At 52.0% G+C, this 22,856-nt stretch carries 20 protein-coding genes and 1 rRNA gene (1 of these 21 only partly in view); 17 read left to right on the top strand and 4 right to left on the bottom strand.

Annotation, left to right across the window (positions count from 1 at the left end):
• Positions 1-411 (bottom strand): 16S ribosomal RNA (locus RGW60_RS03305); it reaches 1,128 nt to the left of the window's first position.
• Positions 412-1,054: 643 nt separating this feature from the next.
• Between RGW60_RS03305 and rhtA the strand changes: the two genes are divergently transcribed.
• Together rhtA and RGW60_RS03295 are read left to right on the top strand one after the other, a co-directional pair.
• On the top strand, positions 1,055-1,942 hold the full coding sequence (gene rhtA, locus RGW60_RS03300; protein WP_322202123.1) for a threonine/homoserine exporter RhtA: 888 nt from the start codon (positions 1,055-1,057) through the stop codon (positions 1,940-1,942).
• Between the two features lie 175 nt (positions 1,943-2,117).
• Entirely contained in the window at positions 2,118-2,396 is a 279-nt protein-coding gene (locus RGW60_RS03295; protein WP_322202121.1) for a hypothetical protein, read from the top strand.
• Between the two features lie 3 nt (positions 2,397-2,399).
• Here the strand turns inward: RGW60_RS03295 and RGW60_RS03290 are convergent, their stop codons facing one another.
• A complete protein-coding gene (locus RGW60_RS03290) occupies positions 2,400-2,972 on the bottom strand; it encodes a TetR/AcrR family transcriptional regulator (RefSeq protein WP_322202119.1) in 573 nt (190 codons plus the stop codon).
• A gap of 91 nt (positions 2,973-3,063) precedes the next feature.
• On the opposite strand from RGW60_RS03290, the gene RGW60_RS03285 reads away from it, so the two are divergent.
• Positions 3,064-3,804 (top strand): SDR family oxidoreductase, encoded by a 741-nt coding sequence (locus tag RGW60_RS03285; RefSeq protein ID WP_322202117.1) that lies wholly within the window; start codon positions 3,064-3,066, stop codon positions 3,802-3,804.
• Positions 3,805-3,840: 36 nt separating this feature from the next.
• On the top strand, positions 3,841-4,434 hold the full coding sequence (locus RGW60_RS03280; RefSeq protein WP_322202115.1) for a 2-hydroxychromene-2-carboxylate isomerase: 594 nt from the start codon (positions 3,841-3,843) through the stop codon (positions 4,432-4,434).
• On the opposite strand, the gene RGW60_RS03275 is transcribed toward RGW60_RS03280, so the two are convergent.
• Entirely contained in the window at positions 4,431-5,429 is a 999-nt protein-coding gene (locus RGW60_RS03275) for a zinc-dependent alcohol dehydrogenase family protein (protein WP_322202113.1), read from the bottom strand. The genes RGW60_RS03280 and RGW60_RS03275 overlap by 4 nt on opposite strands.
• Before the next feature lie 123 nt (positions 5,430-5,552).
• Here RGW60_RS03275 and RGW60_RS03270 point away from each other — a divergent pair, with 123 nt between their 5' ends.
• Positions 5,553-6,434: a LysR family transcriptional regulator gene (locus RGW60_RS03270; protein WP_322202111.1), complete on the top strand. Its 882-nt coding sequence runs from the start codon at positions 5,553-5,555 to the stop codon at positions 6,432-6,434.
• A 35-nt stretch (positions 6,435-6,469) separates the two neighbouring features.
• Here the strand turns inward: RGW60_RS03270 and RGW60_RS03265 are convergent, their stop codons facing one another.
• Positions 6,470-8,278, bottom strand: coding sequence for an aminopeptidase P family protein (locus tag RGW60_RS03265; RefSeq protein WP_322202109.1), 1,809 nt, complete (start codon positions 8,276-8,278; stop codon positions 6,470-6,472).
• Positions 8,279-9,386: 1,108 nt separating this feature from the next.
• On the opposite strand from RGW60_RS03265, the gene RGW60_RS03260 reads away from it, so the two are divergent.
• The 12 genes from RGW60_RS03260 to RGW60_RS03205 all read left to right on the top strand — a co-directional run bounded on the left by RGW60_RS03260 (position 9,387) and on the right by RGW60_RS03205 (position 22,797).
• Positions 9,387-10,172 (top strand): hypothetical protein, encoded by a 786-nt coding sequence (locus tag RGW60_RS03260; RefSeq protein WP_322202107.1) that lies wholly within the window; start codon positions 9,387-9,389, stop codon positions 10,170-10,172.
• 51 nt (positions 10,173-10,223) lie between these two features.
• Positions 10,224-11,345: a DegT/DnrJ/EryC1/StrS family aminotransferase gene (locus RGW60_RS03255; protein ID WP_322202105.1), complete on the top strand. Its 1,122-nt coding sequence runs from the start codon at positions 10,224-10,226 to the stop codon at positions 11,343-11,345.
• A gap of 5 nt (positions 11,346-11,350) precedes the next feature.
• The gene (locus RGW60_RS03250; protein WP_322202103.1) at positions 11,351-12,865 is read left to right on the top strand and encodes a lipopolysaccharide biosynthesis protein; all 1,515 of its coding nucleotides are present in this window, start codon (positions 11,351-11,353) and stop codon (positions 12,863-12,865) included.
• A 3-nt stretch (positions 12,866-12,868) separates the two neighbouring features.
• Positions 12,869-13,822: a glycosyltransferase family 2 protein gene (locus tag RGW60_RS03245; protein ID WP_407074054.1), complete on the top strand. Its 954-nt coding sequence runs from the start codon at positions 12,869-12,871 to the stop codon at positions 13,820-13,822.
• Positions 13,812-14,264, top strand: coding sequence for a low molecular weight protein-tyrosine-phosphatase (locus RGW60_RS03240; protein WP_322202099.1), 453 nt, complete (start codon positions 13,812-13,814; stop codon positions 14,262-14,264). Before RGW60_RS03245 ends, RGW60_RS03240 begins: the two co-directional genes overlap by 11 nt.
• On the top strand, positions 14,265-16,469 hold the full coding sequence (locus RGW60_RS03235) for a polysaccharide biosynthesis tyrosine autokinase (RefSeq protein ID WP_322202097.1): 2,205 nt from the start codon (positions 14,265-14,267) through the stop codon (positions 16,467-16,469).
• Positions 16,470-16,500: 31 nt separating this feature from the next.
• Positions 16,501-17,253, top strand: coding sequence for a WbqC family protein (locus tag RGW60_RS03230; protein WP_322202095.1), 753 nt, complete (start codon positions 16,501-16,503; stop codon positions 17,251-17,253).
• Positions 17,254-17,296: 43 nt separating this feature from the next.
• Positions 17,297-17,812 (top strand): transcription/translation regulatory transformer protein RfaH, encoded by a 516-nt coding sequence (gene rfaH / locus RGW60_RS03225; protein ID WP_322202093.1) that lies wholly within the window; start codon positions 17,297-17,299, stop codon positions 17,810-17,812.
• Between the two features lie 77 nt (positions 17,813-17,889).
• A complete protein-coding gene (locus tag RGW60_RS03220) occupies positions 17,890-18,891 on the top strand; it encodes a glycosyltransferase (RefSeq protein WP_322202091.1) in 1,002 nt (333 codons plus the stop codon).
• A complete protein-coding gene (locus RGW60_RS03215) occupies positions 18,888-20,135 on the top strand; it encodes a glycosyltransferase family 4 protein (RefSeq protein ID WP_322202090.1) in 1,248 nt (415 codons plus the stop codon). The genes RGW60_RS03220 and RGW60_RS03215 overlap by 4 nt, the downstream gene beginning before the upstream one ends.
• Before the next feature lie 111 nt (positions 20,136-20,246).
• The gene (locus RGW60_RS03210) at positions 20,247-21,560 is read left to right on the top strand and encodes a hypothetical protein (RefSeq protein WP_322202088.1); all 1,314 of its coding nucleotides are present in this window, start codon (positions 20,247-20,249) and stop codon (positions 21,558-21,560) included.
• A gap of 94 nt (positions 21,561-21,654) precedes the next feature.
• Complete coding sequence (locus RGW60_RS03205; RefSeq protein ID WP_322202086.1) at positions 21,655-22,797, top strand: glycosyltransferase family 1 protein; 1,143 nt, start codon at positions 21,655-21,657, stop codon at positions 22,795-22,797.
• Positions 22,798-22,856: the final 59 nt, after the last annotated feature.

Here is a 22,856-nt window from a genome sequence, read left to right as displayed (position 1 = left end):
TTCTTCACACACGCGGCATGGCTGGATCAGGCTTTCGCCCATTGTCCAATATTCCCCACTGCTGCCTCCCGTAGGAGTCTGGACCGTGTCTCAGTTCCAGTGTGACTGATCATCCTCTCAGACCAGTTACGGATCGTCGCCTTGGTGAGCCATTACCTCACCAACTAGCTAATCCGACCTAGGCTCATCTGATAGCGCAAGGCCCGAAGGTCCCCTGCTTTCTCCCGTAGGACGTATGCGGTATTAGCGTCCGTTTCCGAACGTTATCCCCCACTACCAGGCAGATTCCTAGGTATTACTCACCCGTCCGCCGCTCGCCACCAGGTACAAGTACCCGTGCTGCCGCTCGACTTGCATGTGTTAGGCCTGCCGCCAGCGTTCAATCTGAGCCATGATCAAACTCTTCAGTTCAAACATCTTTGGGTTTTTAAAAAACCCTAAATTTAGCTCAGCAATCGTTGGTTATTCTTTGATTTCTCGCGGAGTAACTGGTGACTGCTGATAATCAGTTGACTTCAGTCTTACGGCACAAGCACCCACACGAATTGCTTGATTCAATTGTTAAAGAGCGGTGGGTTGATCCTTTCGTCTCAACCGAGGCGCGCATTCTACAGCAGCGCCGGTTACTGTCAAGCGGTTAATTCACCGAAGTTTCAAGGTTTCCCGTGTCACTTCAACCACTTGCGCTTCGATCAACTTCGCGTCTCTCGTCAGCTGGAGGCGAATTCTACAGCGTTTCAACTCGCTGTCAACTGCCTATTCTCACCGCTGCCGATCACCGCGACCGAAGCTTCTTCCTCGCTAACAAAACTGGTTAACTCATTGATTACCAAGGAGTTTTTGTTTCGTCTGCTCCGGAAGAGGGCGAATTATAGGCCCAGAAGAAGTTATGTCAAGGGTAAACACAACCAATGCATGAAATAAGGTGGAAGTCAGTCCATGCATAATAAAGAAACATTGATTTGAGCAATATATTGCTCAAATCAAGCCAATTACGCATCATAGTGCCGCCGCAGGTGCCCCCCATCTAGATGACCGTGGATGATCAATCGCAATGAACAAGCAACCCCGCAACCTCGCCTCTATAGTATTCCCGGTGAGCATGCTTCTTATCGCTATGGCTTCGATTCAAACCGGAGCGTCTTTGGCCAAGTCCCTCTTTCCCCTGGTAGGTGCGCAAGGCACCACGACATTAAGACTGACGTTTGCCAGTTTGATATTGCTATTAATCCTGCGGCCATGGCGCGCTCAGCTCACCGTCAAATCACTAAGAACCGTTTTCGTTTACGGAGTCGCCCTAGGCGGCATGAACTTCCTCTTCTATATGTCACTGCGTTCCGTGCCACTGGGCATTGCCGTAGCTCTTGAATTTACGGGCCCGCTAACTGTAGCGCTAATCTCATCACGCAAAGCAATTGACTTCGTCTGGATCGCCTTAGCAATTCTCGGCTTGCTGCTCCTTATCCCAATGGGAGCAGGCAGCGGAAATATCGAACTTCTGGGCATTGGTTATGCTTTAGGCGCAGGGGCTTGTTGGGCTTTGTATATATTGTTCGGTCAGAAAGCGGGCGCAGACAACGGTATTCAGACAGCTGCGCTAGGGGTTTTGATAGCAGCAATATTCATTGCCCCCGTAGGAATCGTGTACGCAGGTTCTGCCTTACTCAATCCAGCACTTATTCCTACTGCAATCGGTGTTGCGATCTTATCTACGGCGCTGCCTTACAGCCTGGAAATGGTCGCACTTACGCGCTTGCCTGCCCGTACATTTAGCACCTTGATGAGCATCGAACCGGCCTTCGGCGCATTGTCCGGCCTAATTTTTTTGCATGAGAACCTGACATTGACCCAATGGCTAGCCATTGGCTCGATCATCGTGGCCTCTGCAGGCGCGGCACTGACCATGCGTTCTGAATCGCCTACACCCCTACCGGTAGACTGAAGCCTGTGCTGGATCGATATAGATGTTGCTAGCATTTGTAGTCCGGTTAAGCCATGTTGGGCCCGAGCCGAAGATTTAAGGGAATCATCAGGTTCGGACTTCATAGCCGTATCATGTTGACAGGCTAATCAAGCTGGGCACTGGCGTTAATCAGTTCGCCAGGGTAAGGATAGTAATGAAATACATTTTGATAATCCTCGTAACACTGGCGCTCATCAGCTGTGCAGCGACAAGTAAACCCATCAGACACAGTAAGCGTGGAATACATATCAATTGTTCCGGCCTGACCTCTTCTTGGGAAAAGTGCTACGAGATGGCGGCCACCACCTGTGATGCCAATGCTTACAGAGTCATCGCCAAATCTGGCGACGCGGTGGAGGATCCGGGAGATTATCCGTTTGGCCTCAATCCAGCAGGTTTTACTAGCCGCAGCATGATTGTGATTTGCAAATAGCGGTCATTCGCCACCTTCATGTGCGTCGATTTGCCCGACGAGCAAATTGTAGCTGGCATCGAGGACCTGCTGCTGAAGAGGGGGGCTGGACAGCATTCTCGCTACTACCAACGCCCCGATGCACTGCGCCAAGGCTGCCCAGGCGAGGCGCTCACAGCCCATAGTAGCTGCCCAAGCTTGCTGCAACCGTGAAAGCCAGTACTCAGCCTTTTCACGCACAGCCACATCAGCCCTCGCGATTTCTGCCCCCAATACGGGCAAGACGCAGCCTTTGTGCGGATTAGCGACATGAGTCATGTTCAGGTATTGCTTCAGGCATCGTTCCAGCTTCGGCCGGTCTAGCTCGCCGTCGGTACTCAACAACCGCAAGCTATTGCCCAGTTCTCTTTCAACAATAGCGCTGAACAATTCGTCTTTTGACGAGAAATGACCATAAAACGCCCCGCCACTCAAACCTATAGCGCTCATAAAACCATCGATGCCGACTGCCGCAAAACCTTGCTCTTTCGCCAGTCCACCGCTGCTTTGCAGCAATTTTTCTCGAATCTGTTCTTTATGAACGACTGAATAACGCACATAACCTCCAATAAATGACCAACTTGACGCAAGCCAAATCGTAGCATAACGTTCGTTAGATAAACGATCGTTTACCAAAAAAGGATAGACCATGACGGATGATTCAAACAATAAAAAAGTCATATTGGTGGTGGGCGCGGGAGATGCAACCGGCGGCGCAATTGCCAAACGATTTGCACGCGAGGGTTATATCGCCTGCGTGACTCGGCGCAGCGCGGATAAACTACAACCTTTGGTAAACGCAATTAATGCCGAGGGCGGCCAAGCCTATGGTTTTGCGTCAGATGCTCGTAAGGAGGAGGACGTCCTCGCGTTAGTTGAACAGATTGAAAGTGAAATTGGTCCGATTGAAGTACTCGTCTTTAACATTGGCGCTAACGTGCCCTGCAGCATCCTTGAGGAAACAGCGCGCAAGTATTTCAAGATCTGGGAAATGGCCTGTTTTTCCGGTTTTCTGAATGGCCGCGAAGTTGCAAAACGCATGGTGAAACGCCAGAGAGGCACCATCCTTTTCACCGGAGCGACAGCAGGATTGAGAGGCGCAGCAGGATTCGCAGCATTCGCCGGAGCAAAACACGGTATCCGTGCGTTGGCGCAAAGCATGGCGCGTGAGCTGGGTCCACTCAATGTTCATGTCGCCCATGTAGTAGTGGACGGCGCCATCGACACGGATTTCATACGCACTAATTTTCCAGATCGCTATGCGCTAAAAGACGAGGATGGCATCCTAAATCCCGAGCACATCGCCGATAACTATTGGTTCTTACACAGCCAGCCACGTGACGCCTGGACCTTCGAGCTGGATTTACGGCCATGGAGCGAACGCTGGTGACGCGCAAAACAAAAACAACAACAAGAGATATCAACAATGAGTAAAACCGTAGATTTTTTCTTCGACGTAGGCAGTCCCACCAGCTATTTGGCCTACACCCAACTCAAAAAAATCTGTGAAGAGACCGGCAGCGAATTGGTATACAGGCCCATGCTGCTGGGCGGGGTGTTCAAAGCAACCGGCAATGCGTCGCCCCTTACCGTTCCTGCAAAAGCTCAGTACATGCTTAAAGACATGGACAGATTTGCCAAGCGCTACGGCGTACCGCTGCATTTCAATCGGCACTTCCCAATCAACACCCTCAACCTGATGCGCGCAGCAGCGGGCATGCAATTGCACCAGCCCGAGCGCTTTCAGACTTTTATCGACTGCCTGTTCACCGCCCTGTGGATTGACGGACTCAATCTGAATGACATGGAGGTTGTTGCCCGGGTTTTAACGGAGAACAGCTTTGATCCGGAATTGATCCTGCGGTGGGTCAACGATCCCGAGGTCAAGGAACGCCTCAAAACCACGACAGAACTTGCACTGCAGCGCGGCGTATTCGGCGCGCCGAGCATTTGTGTCGCAGATGAGTTGTTCTTTGGTCAAGATCGGTTGGATTTTGTCCGTGAAGCGCTCATGACTTAAATGTCGATCACCAAGCGACCCCGTGCAGTGCCACCGTCAATAAGATCATAGGCGGCCTGTGCGGTTTGTAGGGTGAAACGCCTATCATCTAGCAGAGGCTTTACTTGTCCGGCCTCGATTAATCGAGTCGCCTCCCGCAGAATATCGCCATGATGGCGGCGCCCTTTGCCCGTCAACAATGGCAGCAAAGTAAACACGCCAGAGTAAGTTGCAGCCCGGAAAGACAGCGCGGCCAAACTATGTGTGCCCCAACCAAGACAACTGACTACGTGGCCGCCATAAATTCTAGCAGCGACGAACGACGCATCCAGCGTCGCCCCGCCGACGGTGTCGTACACCACATCAAATCCGGCACCCGCCGTGTGAGCCCTGACGTACTCGTCAACAGATTGATCGCGATAGTCGATTGCCGTTGCACCCAAAGCGCTGATTAACGCCTGTTGCACCGCCGAGCCTGTAGCGTAGACCTTGGCACCCACTGCACGGGCGATCTGGACCGCAATATGCCCCACTCCTCCCGCCCCTCCCTGGATGAGAACAGTCTGATTGGCTTGTAAGTCCGCGCGATCAATCAGCCCTTCCCATGCGGTAATGAACACCAAAGGTAACGCGGCAGCCTCGCGCATACTCAAGTTGCTCGGCTTGAGCGCCAACAGCTCGGTATCTACCGCTGCAAATTGAGCCAACGACCCCTGCACGCCACCAACTCCACTGGCCATGCCGTACACCTCATCTCCCACTTTAAAGCGGTCAACCCCAGGACCTAGCGCGTGGACGACCCCCGCAAGGTCCATCCCCAGCACTGCTGGCAATGGCTGCCGGGCGTGCGCCGCTTTGCCCGTTCTGATTTTGGTGTCTAGTGGATTGACCCCGCTCGCTTTGATCCGAACCAATACCTGACCGGCTTCAGGAATGGGCATAGGCAACTGGGTCAATCGCAGGGGCGCATCGGAAAAATCTACAAGTAAAGCCTGCATAGTCAGTGGAGGGGTCATAAGAACAGTCTCAATCGAGCGGGGCCAGTATGGCTGTGGAGCGCCATTTTGCTGCTATCGATTCATGCCGATAAGACGCAACAAAGCTATAGTTATCATTCCAAAACCGCATGAATCTGAAAAATGGACAAGCTCAACGCAATGTCAGTCTTTGTTCGTGTAGTTGAGCGCAGAAGCTTTACGGCTGTCGCCAAAGAGCTACAGACTACACAACCGACTATCAGTAAATTGATCCGTGCCTTGGAAGTCGCCTTGGGCGGTAAATTGATCGCCCGAAGTACGCGGCAATTATCTCTTACCGATGAGGGTCAACGTTATTATGAGCATTGCAGCCGGATCCTCGCCGCAATAGATGCTGCCGAGCACAGTTTTCAAACCGGACGCGAAACAGTTGCCGGCTTGCTTAGAGTGGGATCGTCTGTCAGCTTTGGGCGTACGCAGATCGCATCACGTTTGGGGGATTTTCTGCAGCGATATCCTGAATTACAAATAGATCTGCAACTTAGTGATCAAAACCAAGATCTGGTGGCTGAAGGACTGGACGTAACATTTCGAATGGGCGACCTCAGTGACAGCGGCCTAATCGCTAGGCAAGTGGGTACAACGCACCGGATTACCGTCGCAACCCCCGATTACCTCGCCCGCAATGGCACGCCGCAAACCCCCCAGGCATTGAGTCAGCACAATTGCCTACTGTTCAACTTGCTCGTAACGCAAAATCAGTGGCGCTACAAAAAAGGCCAGCAGTCGCATTCGGTTCGAATTAAAGGCAATGCGCAGAGCAATAGCTCAGAAGCCATCAGGGAAATGGTCCTGGCTGGATTAGGGATATCGCTGTCGCCGACCTGGCTGTTTCGCGATGACTTGCTCGCAGGCCGAGTGGTGGTAATTTTGCAGGACTACACGCCTGAACCCTTGCCGATCTATGCCTTGTCGCCTGCAAACCGTCGGCAATCAGCGCGCGTTCGGGCGTTAGTCGATTACATGGCCCAAGTCCTAACTTGACACTGCATGGTTAAACCAGCGACATGATGACGGCATCAAATCGCGGCAGTTCGAGTGCGCAACCACTCAAGTCCAGGCCCTTTTAATAAAGGACTCAAACGCTCCTTCACCTGCACGTGGTAGTTATTGAGCCAATCGCGCTCCTCTTTAGTCAATAACGATGCTTCAAGGCAGCGTGTGTCAATCGGACACAGAGTCAAGGTCTCGAATTTGAGGAACTCACCAAACTCAGTTGTTCCTGCCTCGCAATTTAATACTAAGTTTTCGATTCGCACGCCCCAACGGCCTGGACGATAGGTCCCTGGTTCAATCGAAGTAATCATTCCCGGCTGCATCGCTGTGTGCGCAGCGGCCGGTACCTGATACGCAATGACCTGCGGCCCCTCGTGAACGTTGAGAAAATATCCGACGCCATGACCGGTGCCGTGGCCATAGTTAACCCCTTCGGCCCAGATTGGAGCGCGCGCGATAGAGTCCAGCAGTGGTGAAGCGATACCCCTAGGGAAATGAGCGCGAGACAGCGCAATTACCCCCTTGAGAACGCGGGTGCAATCTTGTTTCTGCTCAGCGCTTGGTATTCCAATGGGCACCATGCGGGTGATGTCAGTTGTACCGCCTAAATATTGGCCACCCGAGTCGATTAACAATAGGCCATTACCTTCGATTTGCGCATGCTCTTGCTCAGTCGCGCGGTAATGCGGCATTGCACCATTGCCGTTGAAACCAGCAATGGTGGCGAAGCTCGCCGAAACGTATCCGGGACGACGTGCTCGCGCCTGACCTAAATGAATATCGATGGATAATTCGCTGACAGGTTCATGGCCAAGAGTTGACTCAAGCCAAGCAAAAAACTCACAAAGCGCGGCACCGTCCTGCTCCATCGCCTGGCGAATATGCTGTGCATCGGTTTCACTTTTTTGCGACTTGAACAAGGTCGTCGGATTCAGCCCTTCGATCAATGTCACCTCGGCGCTGAGGTGATCAAGCAGGCCACAGGTAACGCGAGCGGGGTCAATCAACAACCTAGCCTCGAGCGGAACGTTACGCAGCGCCGAAGCGACTTTGGTGTATTCGACCAGCGTAATACCTTCGCCTTCCAACGTCTGGCGAAGTTCAGCATCCATTTTGGCGGAGTCAACAAACAAACTAATGTGCAGCGGGCCGATCAAGGCGAAGGAAACAAATACCGGGTTGTAAGAAACATCTGCTCCGCGCAAGTTAAATAGCCAGGCGATATCATCCAGCGTCGCAATAAAATGCCAATCTGCCCCACGCTCTTGCAGCACCTGACGGACTTTCGCAAGCTTTTCAGCTCGGCTGATACTGGCGTGGGGTGGCAGGTGTTGATAAATAACGTTTGTAGGCAAGCTTGGCCGATCCAGCCATACCTCGCTGAGTAAATCAAAGTCGGTGCGTAGGCTCGCACCGCGTTCATAAAGCTTGGCCGCCAATGTGCGGGCTGAGGCCACAGCCAATACCGCACCGTCCACTGCAACAATGCTTTGATCGCTGGCGTTTTCAGCTAGCCAATCCAACGCTGTAGGTTGGCCCGGTAGCAATTTCATAAGCTCGACGCCCGTGCCTGCAAGCTCTTTATGTGCTTGCTCCCAATAACGACTGTCAACCCACAAACCGGCGAAATACTGGGTCACGATCAAGGTACCGACCGAACCCTGAAAACCTGAAAGCCATTGCCGCCCCTGCCAATACCCCGGCAAGTACTCAGAAAGGTGTGGGTCTGCGGACGGCACCAGATAAGCGTCAATGCGCTCCCGGCTCATCAACGCGCGAACCTGCGCCAACCGTTCTGCGACTACACCATTGGTTTTTAGCTGCGTACTCATTGATTCTCCCGCTACACCGATTAGTGACGTGTTCCGCCCTTGATAATGGAGCAGCATTTGCGCCCGAGCAACTGTCCGCAAGACAGACCTGTGCCCATGGCCGGGGTTAATGGGAGAAGCCGATCATCTGCCTGGTTGAAATACAGAGGGGTATTTTTCTGGGATATTTTCTTTGAGGAGCAGAGATTAGACACCAAAAGCTCTGCGAAAAATTGAAGCTGGATAATGCAATGATGCCGAAATCGTATAGATCTAAATATTATTAATTTATTGGTTTGCATCACTAAATTGCATATAAACAGTTGTTAGACCCATCAACACATTTCGTTAATGCCTACAAGGCAAAACCCGAGTCAATGCGTCTTAACGTTCGCCTCCAAAAAACACTCGTTCAAATACCTCAACCCCGTCAACACACTCATTTGCACATTAACTTCGTTAATAAAACCCAACTACACTCGCTTACTTAGCGTGCTGTAAAAATACCAAACTTAATATTGAACTTTTTGCTAAACCTACTTACTTGGGGCGTCTAAAAACCGCCGCCGCACTAAGACAGTGCGCATAATGTTTTTTTGACGCTCAATAAAATCAACAAGTTACGAAGGCTAATAGGCCGTTTATCAAAAATTTAACAGTTAGTTGACGAAATAATTTGACAGGAAGGATCGCGCCATTGATATATATGCCTGTCAGACGATTTATCGCTAGTGCAGCGGCCGAAGAGCAATGCGTACGCCACGTCTGATCAACATGACTTGTAGTTCTGCCCACATGATTTTAACTAGCGGGAAGGTGTGATTTTCCAGCACCTGTGGGGTCACATTGATTGTCTGAACCTTCATTTTTACTGAGCATGCTCGGTCGTGCGGTAGCTTTGCCTGATCGTAAGTAATTCGCCACCTTTCGAATCGGTGGAGGAGCACGTAAAACAACGTCTATTAACATTCTTATGAACGAATGGGTCAGCAGATTCGGGCGGTAGCGTGGGGGAAGACGCAGCAACTGCATAACTATTATAGATACCGTTTTGCGAAGGGTTACTTTTTATAATACGCCCTGCACCGAATGACACCGTGCTTCATCACTTCCAAGAGAGCCCAATGAGATGCCTTTATCTTTTGACATTGATGAACAGCAAGTAAAACAGCTGGCCAATGAAATCAACAGTAACGGCTTTGCCACGTTAAGCGGTGCGGTGGGCGAAGACGAGCTTGCGCAGTTGCGCACCTTTACTGAATTTCATGCGGGCCTCCATCCTGGCGAATATTTTGCCTACCATGGAGAGAAGTCGTTAGCCGGAAGCCTATTGTTTACCCTCTGGGCCGATCCAGGATTCAAATCCCTTTTGGCCCGCTTATACCGGCAGGCTTCGGGCGGTCAGGCGCCTAGCGATCAAATTTTTCCGGTATTGCGCTGCGTTCAGGGAAACCAGGGGCGACGCGAATCAAACAGTTTCCATTTCGATGCAAGCCTGGTAACCGCACTGGTCCCCATTTTCATCCCTGAGCACGGTCCGGAACGCGGGGATTTGATGCTATTCCCTAACGTGCGCACGGTGCGTTCATGGGTACTGTTTAACGTAATTGAAAAAGCCTTAGTGCAAAACCGGTTCAGTCGAAGGCTAATTTGCATGGCGCTTGATCGCGGCTGGTTCAAAGCTAAAACGCTGCAACTTGAGCCCGGCAATATCTATTTTTTCTGGGGTTATCGTTCACTGCATGCCAATCGTCCTGTCAGTCCAAACTTGAAACGCGCTACCGCCATCTTTCATTTCGGTGATCCGCACACTGGAAGTCTAGCAACCCAATTGATTCTTAAATTCAATCAACGCCGTGCGCGCTTGATTAGCAAAAAAACCGGAAGCCCACCCACTCAGTCAACGCCCGGCTAACAGGGCTTTTATGTGGGAAATCAGCGTTCAACGTCAGACATGGAGGCTTCGATGATTAATGTGACTAAGGCCTATTTGGGCGATATCAACAAATTCAAAACGTACGTGGACGGGATCTACGCGCGTGGCTGGTTGACTAATCATGGACCGTTAGTGACTGAGCTTGAGCAACGGCTTAAGGATTACTTGGGTGTAAAGCATGTGCTACTGACTAATAACGGGACATTAGCGCTGCAAGTCGCTTATCGTGCGCTAGGGTTAAGCGGAAGCGCGGTGACCACCCCTTTCAGCTTCGTCGCTACCAGCAGCTCATTGCAATGGGAAGGCATCCGGCCGATCTTTGCCGATATAGACGAATTCACGTGGAATATCTCTCCGGAACATATCGAAAGCCGGATCGATTCCGATACAACGGCCATCGTTGGCACTCACGTGTTTGGTAATCCTTGCGCGGTCGAGCGCATCGAACAGATCGCGCTCAAACATAAACTCAAAGTCGTATATGACGGTGCGCACGCTTTCGCAGTACGCCATGCAGGGAAGTCAGTACTTAACTGGGGCGATATCAGCACTTTGAGTTTTCACGCAACCAAGCTGTTTCATACCATTGAAGGCGGAGCAATCATCACTAATGATGACGACCTGGCCCGTCAGGTTTATTTACTATGCAATTTCGGTATTGCTGGCGTCGATACGATAGAAGGGATCGGCATCAACGCCAAGATGAATGAATTCTCCGCTGCAATGGGTCTGTGCATTCTAGATGACATGGAAAAAATTCTCGAAAGGCGTGCTGAAATTGCCCACCGCTATCAGTCACACCTGGGCGATTACCTAGACTTGCAACGTCCTGAACCCGACAGCGAGCTTAACCATAGTTACTTCCCCGTCGCACTGACGGGAGAGCAACAATTGCTTCGGGTGCGCGGGGCCCTTAACGACAAAGGCATCAATCCTCGGCGTTACTTCTACCCCTCTCTGGATACCCTCGACTATCTGCAACCGCAGGCCGCCCAGAGCAATTCACGGTCTTTGGCTCAACGCGTTCTTTGTTTACCAATCTACCCAGGATTGGCCGTGGAAGACCAAGACAAGGTGATCGACACCGTGATTACAGAATGCAGTCAGAGTCGGGTCAGCTATGACGATCCCGCTCTCGCCCAGGTTATTTAAACGCCATGCCAAGAACACTTTCCGTCATCAGAAACACCACATTAAGTTACGTCGGACAGGCGTATGCGTTATTGGTGGGTATTCTGATCATGCCTTTTTACCTCGGCCATCTTGGGGCTGAAGCCTATGGCCTAATCGGGTTTTTCTCGGTCATGCAAGCGTGGCTGCAATTGCTCGATGCAGGCTTATCGCCCAGCTTGGTACGTGCGGTTGCCCACCAGCAAGGGCTGGCGAATCAAGAGCATAGTGCAGGTCACTTATTGCGCTCATTCGAAATCATGTTTTTGCCTATGGCAGTGATCTGCACCTCCGCTATTTACGCTGCCAGCCCTTGGATCGCCGCAAAGTGGTTAAACGCGCAGACGTTGGACCTAGAAACTCTTATCAGCTGCATCAGCATGATGGGCGTGATTATTGCGCTGCGCTTGTATGCGACGCTTTATAAAAGCGGCATTCAGGGCTTGGAACAACATGCTTGGTTAAACATCGCCAACGTCATTATTGCCACTCTGCGGTATTTTGGCGGCTTGGTGCTGGTGAGCACCCTGTCTCAAGATCCGCGGGACTTCTTCGAATTTCAAATCATGGTAGGCCTGATAGAAGCATTGATCTTCGGCGCTCGTGCATATCAGCAGATACCCGCCCCTCATTTTTTCAGTGGCTTTAATTGGTCACTGGTCAAACCGATTATTCCTTTCGCCGCGAGTATGTCGTTGACCACCGTGTTGTGGATCGTATTGACGCAAATGGACAAGGTGCTGCTGTCCGAGATGTTGTTGCTCAAAGAATATGGATATTTCTCGCTGGTAGCGCTTATTACAACCGGCATCCTGATGCTGGCCAACCCGCTGGCGCAGACATTGTTACCGCGCTTAACGGTACTGGTGGCAGAAGGTCGTGAAGGCGACATGCACACGTTGTTTTTAGGCGCCAGCCGCTTTGTTTGCACCCTGCTGTTTCCATTGGCTGCGGTGATTGGGTTTCATGCTGAATCGTTAATTTTTGCGTGGACAGGTGATCCAGTCGCCGCACATTGGAGCCGTTCCATATTGCTCTGGTACGCACTGGGCAGCGCGATCATGGCGGCTAGTTCGTTTCAGTTCTACTTACAGTATGCCTACGCCAAGCTCCACCTACATGTCTGGTACAGCGTGGTGTCGGCAATTGTCACCGTGCCAGCAATGGTTCTGGCGATCCACTATCAAGGTGCATACGGTGCTGCACTGGCATGGTTCGGTCTACGCCTGGTCTCTTTCTTCGTGTGGCCGTCGATTGTTCACAACCGTTTTGCCCCTGGGGTTCACGGTCTCTGGGTGCATGACATCGTGCGTATCACCCTGATGACCGCCATCGGTATAGCGGTCAGCGAACCGCTGTTGCGCATGATCGCTGGAGAAGACCGTTTCACCACGTTACTGGGCTTGGCTGTCAGCGGCTTCATCACCCTGATGTTAGTAACCATGAGTTACAAACCGTTAGCCGTAAAACTTTATGTCTTGCTAAGTAAACCGAGTACATAAGCCATGGATGCCACTGTGAACACTTCAACCTCTGAACTACCCAAAGCGCTGTCTGAACAGCCGCCCGTTGTGCCGCTGCTAAGCATCGTTTGTCCCACCTACAATCAAGTCGGGTTCATCACTCAAACGATAGAGAGTTTTCTGGCGCAAAAAACTAATTTCCCGATCGAAATTTTGATAAACGATGACGCTTCGACTGATGGCACCACACAAATCGTAGAACAATATGCCGCCAGGTATCCGACGATCATCCGGGCGTTCTACCACCGGGTGAACCAATACTCAAAAGGCAACTTGTGCACGCCCGGGCTGTTTAAAGAGGCTCGAGGCAAGTACATCGCATACTGCGAAGGCGATGATTACTGGACTGACACGCGCAAGTTGCAGGTTCAGGTGGACTTCCTTGAGAGCCATCCTGATTACGTGCTGACCTATCACGACGCAATGTCTTTCGACAGCGAAGGCGAGCGTGGTATCCAGCTACTAGGCAATCTTCGCGCCGATGCCACCGCTGTCGAACTGCAAAGAGCCAGAGAAATCTCGACACTCACGACATGTTTTCGAAACGTCTTTCATGAACTACCGCCAGAACTGTGGTTAGCGCCGCTCAATGACCTATGTTGGTGGTCGCTGCTGGGTGCGCATGGCAAGGGAAAGTTTCTCGAAGAGATCAAGCCAGCCATGTACCGCATACACCTTGGCGGCGTCTTCTCGATGCGCTCACACCAACGAAAATTACACATGAGCCTGCAGACGTGCTCAAGCCTTGCCAACTACTACAACCGTATCGGCAATCAGGCAATGTACGAGTACTTCTTGATTCAAGTGTTTAGCCTATCGATTTCGGCTATTTCTCCACTGCATAAGTTACAAGCGCTGCTGTTAGTCGCTCGTAACATCAGCGTCAATCTCAGCAAGCGGCTCATGCTGTCGGTTAGAAAAGGTCATGTTCAATAATTTGCTGGTTATTTGCGTCGGCAACATTTGCCGCAGCCCGATGGCTGAAGCGATGTTCCGCCAGCGCCTATCATCGCCCGATGTCCAGATATCATCGGCGGGTATACACGCAATGCTCGCCTCGCCCATGGACCCGCTGGCCCGGGAGGTGTTGAAAAAACATCACATTACAGCGCACAAGCATAGAGCCCGGCAGGTTGATCGAAAGATGCTACATGACGCCGAACTCATTTTGTCGATGGAGAACGAGCAACTACAAAACATCTTGAAACTGGCCCCTGAGGTACGTGGCAAGACGTTTTTAATTGGCAAATGGCAACACGAACTGGAAATAGACGACCCCTACCGGCGCCCGAAATTAGCCTTCGAACAGACCTTCGAGCACCTGTCGCGTTGTGTCGATGACTGGCTTCCTTATCTACAGTCAGGAGTAATCCGATAAATGACCGTCATGAACCGCCCTGCGCTGGACTATTACCAAGACACCAAGATCGATTTGGCGACCGTCTTGCGTACCTTGTTTGATCACAAGGGTCTAATTGCGTCGATTGTTAGCGTTTTTCTGCTGGTTGGCTTGGCATACGCTTTGTTGGCGACGCCCATCTACCAGGGCAACGCAATGATTCAGATCGAGCCGAAAAAAATTGGCATAGAAGGTACCCCTGAGGTCAATAACAAACCGTTGTCAGTCTCCCAGGCCACCACCGAAATCGAATTGATCAAGTCCCGAGCGGTGTTGGGCAAAGTAGTTGAAGACCTCAAGCTCAATATTATTCAAAGGCCTAACTACTTTCCTGTGTTCGGCGCCTACATGGCCCGCACGTTCAAACCCGACATGCCGGGTGCTTTGGCAGAACCGGTATTTGGTCTGCGGAACTACGCCTGGGGCGGTGAGCACATTGATGTCTTTCAATTGGAAGTTTCGGATGCCTTACTTGGCCAAAAGCTGACCCTTGTTGCCAACGGCGCCGATGCGTTTTCGCTGTTTGACAAAGACGGTGGCGTGCTGCTCAACGGACAAACCAATCAGACCGTCGAAGGCAATGGCGTAAAAATACAGATCGCCACGCTCAAGGCCCGACCAGGTACAGAGTTCACCCTGATTAAGCAACGTACATTGACCAGCGCGTTGGACTATCAGTCACGCCTGACCATCACCGAAGCGGGTAAAGATTCAGGGATCATCTACTTGTCGATCCAGGACCCGGACCCGGTTCAGGCTAAAACGATTCTTGACGAAGTCAGTCACCTGTATGTTCGCCAGAACGTCGAACGCAGTTCGGCGGAAGCCGCTCAGCGCCTGGAATTTTTGCGCTCGCAATTGCCGCTGGTTCGCAAACAGTTAGAGCAGTCAGAACAAGCTTTGAACGCTTTCCAGGCCAGCGCCAAGTCGGTGGACCTGAGCATTGAAACAAAGTCGGTGCTTGATCAAGTCGTCAATCTGGACTCTATGCTGTCTGAGCTGAAACTAAAACGTGTCGAAATTGAACGCCTGTATACCCCTGAACACCCAACCTATCGAGCGCTAATGACGCAGATGGGCCAACTTGAATCTCAGAAACAAGCCTTACTGAAAAAAATTCAGGCACTACCCGTTACCCAGCAAGAACTGCTACGCCTGACTCGTGACATGCAAGTAACTACACAGACCTACACGCTTCTGCTGAACAAGAGCCAGGAGCAGGACATTCTTCGCGCTGGCAGCATCGGTAATGTGCGCATTATCGACAACGCTGATGCTAATGTTGAAGAGCCTGCAAAGCCTATGCGCAAGCTGATCGTGGCCCTCGCAACCTTACTCGGTGTTCTGGTAGCGGTCATCGTAGTGTTTTTGCGCCAAGCTTTTTATCGCGGTGTCGACAATCCGGAAATCATCGAAAACTTGGGTATGCCGGTGTACGCCTCGTTGCCGTATTCGCGCCAACAAGAGCGTCTGGAGAAGAACAATCAAAGTCGCGCTGCAAAACTGCTAAGCGTGTCCGAGCCTACCGAACTCGCCGTCGAATCGCTGCGCAGCCTTCGTACCAGTCTGCACTTCGCGATGCTTGAAGCGCGCAACAATGTGTTGATGATTTCCAGCCCGACGCCAGCATCGGGCAAGTCGTTTGTATCGAGCAATCTGGCAGTGATCATCGCTCAAACCGGTAAACGGGTATTGCTGATTGATGCGGATATGCGCAAAGGCTACCTGCATAAAATATTCGGTTTGCAACCAAAGCACGGACTGTCCGACACACTAGCTGCGCGTTTGACCAGTAAAGACGTGATCAACGCGACTGAAGTACCTAATCTGGATTTGATCTCCTGCGGCTTTGCTGCGCCGAATCCATCCGAGCTATTGATGCATGACAACTTCAACAAACTGCTTGCCGACCTCGCTCCACTGTATGACCTAGTGATAGTCGATACGCCGCCGATTCTAGCGGTCACTGATGCGACACTGGTCGGACGTCAGGCTGGCACAACGCTGTTGGTAACCCGCTTTGGTCTGACCTCGGTCAAGGAAATCGAAGCCTGCAAGCGCCGACTTGGCCAAAATGGCGTGGTCATCAAAGGCGCCATTTTCAACGGCGTGCTGCGCAAGGCTTCAACTGCCTCATATGACTGCGCAGCCTACGGCTACGATTACAGCCCGACTCGAAAGTGACGGACGTTATTACCCCCACTCGGAGATAGCTATGGTCCGGACCATCGCCATAATGCAGCCGTACCTGTTTCCTTACTTGGGCTACTTTCAACTTATTGCTGCCGCGGATGTATTCGTCTTGGGTGACGACTTGCAGTACATCCGCTCTGGGTGGGTTAATCGCAATCGAATTCTTACCCATGACGAGGCAACCTTGGTTACGTTTCCGCTGAAGCGTGACCGGTTTGACATGCCCATCAATCAGCGCCAGTTGGGTGACACATTTGACGAAGAAGCGCACCGCCTGATTGCCGTGATTACACAAAGTTACGCCAAAGCGCCCTACTTCGCTCAGGTCATGCCGCTACTGGAACGACTGCTCAAGTTTCCAGTTAAAAACCTGGCGCTCTACATCGAACACTCGATTAGGGAAATTTGCACTTACCTGCACATAGGAACGCCGATTTTGCGCAGCTCCGATTTGCAGATCGGCACACCCACTGATAAACAAGATCGAGTGCTGCGAATCGTGCAAACTTTTTCCTGTGATCGCTATCTCAATCCTATTGGCGGAATAGAACTGTACGACCCTGAATACTTCGCTCAAAACGGTATTTTTTTGCAGTTTTTCAAGATGGACTCTATTGAGTACCGCCAATTCAAACGACCCTTTGTGGGCAATCTGTCGATTATTGATGTCCTGATGTTCAACTGTGTCGAGCATGTACAAGAGCTCTTGAATTGCTATTGCGTCTTTAGCGGCGCGAAGCAGGAGCCTGTGAAACGGATGACAGCTACGGGATGACCGTGCTTACCCAGTCACAGTTGGATTGCAATGGAGCGTACCTATGACTCATATGGAAAATCCCGCGCGCTGGTACCTGATTCAAACCAAACCACGCCAGGAAGCCCGTGCCGAAGAACATTTGCAGCGTCAGCAATTCGAGTGCTATCGGCCACTAAAAGCCGGGGCCACGAAAAAACGCAACTCGCGTGCAGCCGTCCAAGAGGAGCTTTTTCCAGGTTACCTGTTTATTCGCATGGATCAGGTCCACGACAATTGGTATCCGATCCGCTCAACTCGAGGTGTCGCGCGTATCGTTACCTTCGGCTCACACCCGGTGCCGGTTCACGATGACTTGATCCAACAAATTCGCCAACGGTTGTCCTCACCGCCGCCAAAAGCCGAATTTCAGCAAGGCGAACACGTAAGAATCAAGACCGGCAGCTTTTGTGATCTTGAAGCTATTTTCCTCGCCGCCGACGGGGAGGAGCGCGCCATCATTTTGCTAAATCTGCTGCAACGCGAACATAAGGTCACGTTGCCTATAAGCAGCCTGGCACGGATGGAAGCTCTAGTCTGAGGTCAGGATCACTTTTTCAGAGCGAACGTGTTCGCGAGGCGCCATCTCCACTTTTCTAAATTGTCTGGAAGCGCACGATGACTTATAAAACAACGCTGGTGACACTGACGTACGGTGACCGACTGCCCTACCTGCAAACTCTAGTCAGCCGCTCGCTAGCAAGCTCACAAATCGAACGGGTGATAATTGTCAGTAATGCATCGGTGGCCCCCCTTGAGTCGTTGACACGCAAATGGCCAGGGCAGGTTCAGGTGATTTATCTACAACACAATACCGGTTCGGCCAAAGGCTATTCCGTGGGCATTCAAGCAGCAATAGATGCGGGTGCCGAATACATCTGGCTGATGGACGATGACAACGCGCCAACCGTCAATGCCATCGCCACATTGCACCATTGCCTATACCAACGTGAGCGTATTGATGGTCGGGACAAAGCCGCTGTGCTGGGTTTTCGCCCTACTCATCAGGCCGATATTGCGGCCGGTGTCCCCACGCGCTTCGCCATCCAGCGGCGCTCCAGTTTCTTTGGTTTTCACATTGCGCAGCTGCCGTACAAGATTTGGCGTCGCTTGCCCTGGGGCCACCCCAAAGCGAAGCAAAATCAGCAGCCGATGGTTCAATTACCCTTTGCAACCTACGGCGGCCTTCTCGCCCATCGGAGCTTATATCAACGCATTGGTCTGCCATTGGACGCGCTGTTGCTGTATGCCGATGACAGTGAATACACCTGGCGAATCACTGCCGGTGGCGGGCGTATATTCTTGGTGCCCGATGCCCTGCTCGATGACCTTGAAGAGTCGTGGAACATCAAAGCCAAAACCAACAACATCTATGAAAGTTTCCTGCTTGGCGGCTCGGACCTACGTGCCTATTACGGTGCCCGGAACCAGGCCTGGTTCGACAAAAATATTTGGGCTACCTCATCTTGGGTTTACAGCCTCAACCGCTGGGTATTTTTTTGTTTATTACGCGTGATCGCCAAACGCCGGGGTGCCGAGCAACGCTTGAACTTGATCGAAAAAGCAATCCACGACGGAGAGTCAGGCGTTTTGGGTCTTAATCAGTCCTACCCGTTATGAAAATACTATTCATTAATAGCTTGTACCCCCCCCACATTGGCGGCGGGGCGGAAATTATTCTGCAACGGACGGCAGAGGGTCTGAATAGGCGCGGTTGCCATGTAGTTGTACTCGCGACGGGGCCCGAGACCGGACTTTCCAGCGATTGCCTGAACCGAGTCAAAGTGTATCGAGCTGGCCTGCGAAACTTCTACTGGCATTACACCGCCCAGCGTCCGGGGCGCCTTAGCCGGATCGGTTGGCACATACGCGACCGCTACAACAGTGGTATGCGCGAGTACGTTCGGGAAGTAATCAGGGCCGAGCGCCCGGACATTGTGGTCTGCCATAACCTTAGTGGGTGGTCGGTGTCCGCTTGGGATGAAATTACTGCCGCTGGCATACCGATCGTACAAGTGCTGCACGATATGTACTTGCTCTGCCCGAGCAGCACGATGTTCAAGAACGGCAAATGTTGTGAGCAGTTGTGCGCCAGCTGCAAACAGTTTCGTAAAGGTTATGACGCGCGCTCCGCGCAAGTCGCCAGCGTGATCGGAGTTAGCCGCTTCTTGCTCGAAACCCTCCAGGGCCAAGGCTACTTCAAAGGGGCGCAGGCCCACGTCGTGCATAACAGCAGCCCATTCGCGGCTACTCCGGCATCGGCGGTGCATGAAGTGAATACCGTCAAACCGCTGCGATTCGGTTATATGGGCACATTGTCTGAAGCCAAAGGTGTTAGCTGGTTGATTGAACAGTTTCAAAAACTGCCATTCGACGCCACCCTCCAGATTGCTGGCCGCGGCCAGCTCAATGACGAAACCCTGCTTAAAGCGATGGTGACATCGCCGAACATCAGTTTTGTTGGTTATCAGAAACCGGAAGCTTTTTACAGTCAGGTGGACGTGGCCGTTGTTCCGTCGATCTGGAGTGAACCGTTCGGTATGGTCGCCGTCGAGGCCTGCGCTCATTCCCTGCCGGTGATCGCCGGACGAATGGGGGGATTGCCCGAAATTATTCAGGACCAAGTAAACGGTTTGTTGTGCAGCCCTTGTGAACCGGACTCGCTAGGCCAAGCGATGTTGAGTTTGTACGAGCAGCCAGCCTTACTCGCCCGTCTCAGCGCTCAGGCGCGCAGCAGCGTCGCTTCGCTGCTCGACGAGGATTTAATGCTCGACCACTATTTACGAATTTTCACCGAGACGCTCCAAGGGAAAATCATGCGACGCAAGGATCATCCCGTGCCGTATCCGATACAAGCAGGTTGACAGGCACACGCGGGGTAACCGTTTCAGCTGATTGCGCACCCGATGCCCGTCTTTGCTCGGCCCACGACCCTAAGCAAACGCTACGGTCTGCGGCCACCTAATGAGACCAATATGTTCACTTCGAACCGGACCAGGTCGCGCCCGTACCTGATGCTTTTTTTGATAGGCCTACTTTTAAGTTTCCCGGTCATGGCCGACGAGCCGTTCATCATCGGTGTCGGTACTCAGTTATTGAATAAGAAGGGCTCGCTGACCGATGTCATGAAGCTAATCACTGATGCCGGAATAACCTCAGTACGTGACGATGCCCTATGGTCTACCGTCGAGCCCAAGCGGGGCCAGTTGCATATCGACTCGGTCTGGCTCAATTATTTAAGTGAAACCAGAACGCGCCTTATTAGCCCGCTGCTGGTCCTGGGCTACGGCAACCCGCTTTATGACGACACCTCGAAACCCCGAGACCCGCAAATCAGAAGGGCTTTCACCCGCTACGCCAAGTTTGTCAGCCGCAGGCTGGGCAATGCGGTGGGGTATTACGAGATATGGAACGAATGGGACGGCGAAAACCCCGGTGATACAGCATCGTCCGCCGACTACACAACCCTGGTAACCGAAACGGCGCAACGCATTCGCACGCAGAATAACCACGTGAAGATCCTTGCAGGTGCCGTGACCAGCAAGGGTATTGATCTGGGATTCGCTAATCGCTTGATCGAAGCCGACGTATTGTCAAAAGTAGACGGCTTATCGCTACACCCATCGGTGTACTGCCGCAACCCGGAACGTCATACCCCCGAACACTGGATTGCTTGGCTTCGGGATGTCGATGCGGACCTCAAGTCAATCTCCAATAAACCAGTACCGTTGTATCTCACCGAAATGGGCTGGCCCAGTAATGACGGCAAATGTGGGGTAGATGAACGCACCCAAGCAGCCTACTTGGCACGCAGTTTCTTCCTCGCTCGCACGCTGCCCGACATCAAGGGTATGTGGTGGTATGACTTGGTCAACGATGGCAATGACCGCCGCGATATAAAGCAGAACTTCGGTTTGTTGGGGCAAAACCTGGAGCCGAAACTGGCCTATCTGACACTTAAAGCAATTAGCCTGACCGTGCGTGAGTTTCATTACGAAGCCGACAAAAGTAGAGAGACCGACTCTCACTATCTGCTGCGTTTCTCTAAAGGCTCAGAACAAATATTGGTTGCTTGGAGTGTCACCGGTCGACAAACAGCACACGTTGAGGCCAGCAGCATTCAGCGCGGTAATGTGCAGTTGATTGATACAGGCGAGCCGGAAAAAGACCGCGTTGACAGTGGAAGCCCTTGGAAGTGTGATGACAGCAGGTGCTCCGCCGAGGTTCCAATCTACGAATTTCCGAAAATAATCAGCTTGGGAACGCGTCCGCCACTTTTTGCTCAGTAACCGGTTTACTCCATAAAAGCTGTGTAAAACCGTAGCGAGCGAAAGCGCACGAAGCCCCTTGATTTAGCGTTTTATTCTCTTCAGGTCGCCTCCGATGATAGTGATCAATGCTCGCTTTCTTACCCAAGAATTGCGCGGGGTACAACGATTTGCTGAACAGACGTGTTTGGCGCTCAAACAGATCCGGAGCGACTTGGTATTCGTCGCCCCTTCGGGCATCAAGATGCACGAAAGCGCTAAAGCGCTTGATGTCCAATGTATCGGCCGTAACAGTGGCCACGTGTGGGAACAACTTGATCTGCCGCTGCACCTGCGGCGACTAGGCAATCCCTTGCTAGTCTCCTTGTGCAGCACCGCTCCCCTGTTCTACGGCAACCAGATCGCCACCCATCACGACATCACATACGTGCGTCATCCGGAAAGTTACACGCGAGCATTTCGCACGTTGTATCGGGTAATGACGCCAATACTGCTGGCGCACATCAAAGCATTGTTGACCGTCAGCAGTTTTTCCAAGGGCGAAATTTCGCAGTTTTACCATTATCCGGAGAACAAGATTTTCGTTGTGCCCAATGCCGTCAGCGACGCTTTCCAGCCGGGACCGACGCTAGACGACAATCAGGACTATTTATTGGCCGTGTCTTCACCCAGCGCCCACAAAAACTTCAAGCGAATGATCGAAGCGTTTCTGACGTTGCGTAACCAAGAGGCGTTACAACTGCATATTGTTGGCGCCGCCAGCGAGATATTTTCTGATCCCAGTCTGCATCGGTTGGCTGCTAGCGATCCGCGCATACATTTTTTGGGTCGGCTCACCGATGCCGAGCTAATAGCCCAGTACCAAGGTGCAACAGCCTTCATTTTTCCTTCGCTGTATGAAGGGTTTGGCATTCCTCCGCTAGAAGCTCAGGCGTGTGGTTGCCCCGTGATAGCCGCCAACTCAGCTTCAATCCCAGAAGTATTACAAGCCAGCGCACTGTATTTCGACCCCATGGATGTAGAGCATATTGCTGCTGCCATAGAGCGGGTATTGATCGATTTACCGTTGCGCCAATCGCTGCGTCGTCGCGGCCTTAACAACGTAGCCCGATTTTCTTGGGAAGACTCGGCACTGCGGGTCTCCCAACGTATCGACACGCTAATCGGCGAGACGAGGCACGCATCGGTCAAGCCACTGGCATCCCAAGACGTAGTGAACAAAAAATTTCCAGCTGAGTCGTCCTCGGGCAAACCGTGAGAGCAAGCCTCCCGTCCCGCTAACTGCTTAATAATCGTGCCCTGTCGCGCCACGCCCGC

The sequence above is a fragment of the Pseudomonas sp. AB6 genome (assembly GCF_034314105.1).
GTDB lineage: Bacteria > Pseudomonadota > Gammaproteobacteria > Pseudomonadales > Pseudomonadaceae > Aquipseudomonas.
This window is presented reverse-complemented; position numbering and strand designations above follow the sequence as displayed.